Source organism: Burkholderia sp. Se-20373, assembly GCF_017104705.1.
GTDB lineage: Bacteria > Pseudomonadota > Gammaproteobacteria > Burkholderiales > Burkholderiaceae > Burkholderia.
Genome location: NZ_JAAGPH010000278.1, coordinates 1 through 4,018 on the forward strand (window position 1 = coordinate 1; position 4,018 = coordinate 4,018).

General features: G+C 72.8%; 4 protein-coding genes and 1 pseudogene. 4 read left to right on the forward strand and 1 reads right to left on the reverse strand.

Going from position 1 to position 4,018, the window contains the following annotated elements; genetic code table 11:
* The 4 genes from cbiT to cobM form a co-directional block, all read left to right on the forward strand.
* Window positions 1-836, forward strand: an 836-nt coding sequence (cbiT, locus tag G3N96_RS37795; RefSeq protein WP_206140396.1) for a precorrin-6Y C5,15-methyltransferase (decarboxylating) subunit CbiT, incomplete at its 5' end; no start/stop codon positions are given.
* Window positions 836-1,924 (forward strand): cobalt-precorrin-5B (C(1))-methyltransferase, encoded by a 1,089-nt coding sequence (locus tag G3N96_RS37800; RefSeq protein WP_206140397.1) that lies wholly within the window; start codon window positions 836-838, stop codon window positions 1,922-1,924. The genes cbiT and G3N96_RS37800, both read left to right, overlap by 1 nt.
* A complete protein-coding gene (locus tag G3N96_RS37805) occupies window positions 1,921-2,652 on the forward strand; it encodes a cobalt-precorrin-6A reductase (protein WP_206140398.1) in 732 nt (243 codons plus the stop codon). The genes G3N96_RS37800 and G3N96_RS37805 overlap by 4 nt, the downstream gene beginning before the upstream one ends.
* 43 nt (window positions 2,653-2,695) lie before the next feature.
* Window positions 2,696-3,424, forward strand: a complete 729-nt coding sequence (gene cobM, locus G3N96_RS37810; protein ID WP_206140399.1) for a precorrin-4 C(11)-methyltransferase — start codon at window positions 2,696-2,698, stop codon at window positions 3,422-3,424.
* 65 nt (window positions 3,425-3,489) lie between these two features.
* On the opposite strand, the pseudogene G3N96_RS37815 reads toward cobM, so the two are convergent.
* Window positions 3,490-3,900, reverse strand: a pseudogene (locus tag G3N96_RS37815) (MFS transporter); the annotation flags it as partial.
* Window positions 3,901-4,018 lie beyond the last annotated feature (118 nt).

Consider the following 4,018-nt stretch of genomic DNA (forward strand, 5'->3'; position numbering starts at 1 on the left):
ACGCCTACCCTGCACGTCGCCCTGCCAGTCTCAGCGCGGGCGCCGTCGCGGACGAAGACGTGGCGGGCGGCTCGGGGCCGGCGCGCGTGAGGGTGGTCGAACATCCGGGCGGCCGGCTCGAGCGGCGTCTCGACGCTCTCTCGCAGGACTGGCGCATCGACGAAACGGCCGCGCTCGACCTGGTCGCGCTCGACTGCCAGGCCGGCCCCGACGCGCCGCGCCGCGCGCTCACGCCCGGCCTGCCCGACGATGCGTACCGTCACGACGGCCAGCTCACCAAGCGGGACCTGCGCGCGATGACGCTCGGGCGTCTCGCGCCCGCGCCCGGCGAGCTGCTGTGGGACGTCGGCGCCGGCAGCGGCTCGATCGGCATCGAATGGATGCGCGCGCATCCGTCATGCCAGGCGATCGCGATCGAAGCGCATGCGGAGCGGCAGCGCTTCATCGAGCACAACCGCGACGCGCTCGGCGTGCCGGGCCTGCAGCTCGTCGCGGGCCGCGCGCCCGATGCGCTCGCGGGGCTCGCCGCGCCCGACGCGATCTTCATCGGTGGCGGGGCGACCGCACCCGGCGTGCTCGACGCGTGCTGGACAGCGCTGAAACCGGGCGGCCGGCTGGTCGCGAACGCGGTCACGCTGCAGGGCGAGATGACGCTCGCCGCCTGGCGCGAAGCGCACGGCGGCACGCTCACGCGCGTGTCGCTCGCACACGCCGAGCCGCTCGGCCGCTTCGATACGTGGCGGCAGCCGTTGCCGGTCACGCTGTACGACGTGCGCAAGCCCGGCGCGGCCGACACATCCGCATCGCCGGCCACGACGAACGCAACGGACGTGTGATGCGCGACGAGACGCCCGAACAGCCCGCGCCGCTACGCTTCGGCTATACGACCGGCAGCTGCGCGACCGCGACGTCGCTCGCCGCCGCGCGGCTGCTGCTCGCGGGTAGTGCGGCCGACGCGGTCGAGATCGTGCTGCCGAAGGGGCAGCGCGTGATGATGCGGCTCGCGTTCTGCCGGGCCACCGCCGACGGTGCGGAAGCCGGCACGATCAAGGATGCCGGCGACGATCCGGACGTCACGCACGGCGCGCTGATCTTTGCGCGCGTCGCGCTCGCGGCGGCGCCCGGCGTGCGGTTTCACGCGGGGCCGGGCGTCGGCACGGTCACGCGCGCGGGGCTGACGCTGCCGGTCGGCGAACCGGCGATCAACCCGGTGCCGCGCCAGATGATGACGGCGCACCTGGACGCGCTGGCGGCCGAGCATGGCTATGCGGGCGGCTTCGACGTGACGATCGGCGTCGAAGGCGGCGAAGCGCTCGCGCTGAAGACGATGAACCCGCGCCTCGGCATCGTCGGCGGGCTGTCGATCCTCGGCACGACCGGCATCGTGCGGCCGTTCTCGTGTTCGGCCTATATCGCGTCGATCCACCAGGGCATCGACGTCGCACGCGCGAACGGTATCGCGCATATCGCCGCATGCACCGGCAACGCGAGCGAGGACGCGATGCGCGCGCACTATCGACTGCCCGACATGGCGCTGATCGAGATGGGTGATTTCGCGGGCGCGGTGCTCAAGCACCTGCGGCGCGCGCCGGTCGCGCGGCTGTCGATGTGCGGCGGCTTCGGCAAGCTCAGCAAGCTCGCGGCCGGCCATCTCGACCTGCACAGCCGCCATTCGAGCATCGACCTGCCGCTGCTCGCGCAGTGGGCGGCCGAGGCCGGCGCAAGCGATGCGCTGCAGGCCGCGATGCGCGCCGCGAACACGAGCCAGGAGGCGCTGAAGCTCGCTCACGCCGACGGCGTGCCGCTCGGCGATCTCGTCTGCGCACAGGCGCTGCGTGTCGCGCGCGACATCGTGCCGCCGTCGGTCGCCGTCGAGATGTTCGCGATCGACCGGCAGGGCCGCTTCGTCGGGGAGGCGCGATGAGCGTGCGCATCCTGCTGCTCGGCGGCACCGGCGATGCGCTGAAGATCGCGCGTGCGCTCGGGCCGCGGCACGTCTACAGCCTGGCCGGCCTCGGCAAGGTGCCCGACGACCTGCGCTGCGACGTGCGCGTCGGCGGCTTCGGTGGCGCGGCCGGGCTGGCCGCGTATCTGCGTGACGCCGGCATCGGCCTCGTGATCGACGCGACCCATCCGTACGCGGCGCAAATCAGCGCGAATGCCGCCGCCGCGGTGCGTGAAGCGGGCGTGCCGCTGTGGGCGCTGCGCCGCGCGCCGTGGGTGCCGCAACCCGGCGACGACTGGCGCATGGTCGACGACTGGGCCGGCATCGAGGCCGCGCTCGCGCCGTTCAGGCGGCCGCTGTTCACACTCGGCCGCGAACCGCTCGCGCATCTCGACGCGATCCCGCCGCACCAGTTCTGGCTCGTGCGCTGCCTCGACGCGCATCCCGGCAATGCCCGCGCGCAGATCGTCGCCGCGCGCGGGCCGTTCACGCTCGACGGCGAGCGCACGCTGTTCGCGCTGACGGGCATCGACGTCGTCGTCAGCAAGAACAGCGGCGGCACGGCCACCGAAGCCAAGCTCGAGGTCGCGCGCGAACGCAGGCTGCCGGTCGTGATGCTGCGCCGGCCGCCGCTGCCCGACGCCGACCGCGCGTTCGATTCGGCCGCGGCGCTCATCGACGCGCTCGATCCGGCCGCGCGCGCATGACGCCGCGCGGCTGATCATTCAATGAATTGACGGAGATTTTTCGATGACGGTGTATTTCATCGGCGCGGGCCCCGGCGACCCGGAGCTGATCACGGTGAAGGGCCAGCGCCTCGTGCGCACGTGCCCGGTGATCCTGTATGCGGGTTCGCTGGTGCCGGCGGCCGTGCTCGACGGCCATCGCGCCGAGCAGGTCGTCAATACCGCCGAACTCGACCTCGACGCCATCGTCGCGCTGCTCGCCGGCGCGCATGCGAAAGGGCAGGACGTCGCGCGCGTGCATTCGGGCGACCCGTCGCTGTACGGCGCGATCGGCGAGCAGATTCGCCGCTTGAAAGCGCTCGGGATTCCGTATGAAATCGTGCCTGGCGTCACGGCCACCGCCGCGTGCGCGGCGACGCTCGGCGTCGAGCTGACGCTGCCCGGCGTCGCGCAGACGGTGATCCTCACGCGCTTCGCGGGCAAGACGACGATGCCGGAAGGCGAAGCGCTCGGCGCGCTCGCCGCGCACCGCGCGACGCTCGCGATCCATCTCGGCGTGCGCCATCTCGCCCGCATCGTCGACGAAGTGCTGCCGCATTACGGTGCCGATTGCCCGGTCGCGGTGATCTACCGCGCGAGCTGGCCCGATGAAGAGCGCGTGACCGGCACGCTCGCCGACATCGTCGGCAAGGTGCAGGGCACGCAGATCGAGCGCACCGCGCTGATCCTGATCGGGCGCGTGCTCGACGCCGAAGGGTTCGCGGATTCGACGCTGTACGCGAGCGCGGGCTGATCACGCCCGGGCCGGCCCGGGTTCGGTACGGCGTTCACGCGGGGCAACATTGCGCGGGACACGCGCTACGCGCGCGCCGCGTGCAGCACCCGCTTCGGCGCAAACCCCGCCGCCAGCGCGAACAGCGCGACACACAGGCAGGCCATCGCGATCCACGCCGGTGACAGATCCGCGAGATGCTGGCGCACGATGCCTGCCGCGAACGGGAACAGCCCGGCGATCAGGTAGCCGATGCCCTGCACGAACCCCGTCAGCGATGCGGCGTCGGCCGGCGTCGCGGCATGGTCGACGGTGACGATCAGCGACAGCGGAAACAGCGCGCCGATCCCTGCGCCCATCAGCAGCGCGGCCGGCAGCGCGAGCGCCTCGGGTGCGGCCAGCATCACCAGCAAGCCGACGAACAGCGACGCGATCGCCGCATGCAGCGCGGGCCGGCGATCGGGCAGGCGGTCGATCGTCGCCGAGATCGTCAGACCGCCTTCCCGTCGCCGTCACCCTTGCCGCCGGCCTTCGTGGCGGCACGGTCCGCATCGACCCCGTTCGGGGCGACCGGCCCCCCGGCAGCGAGCCGCTGCACAAGGCGCGTGCGATCGC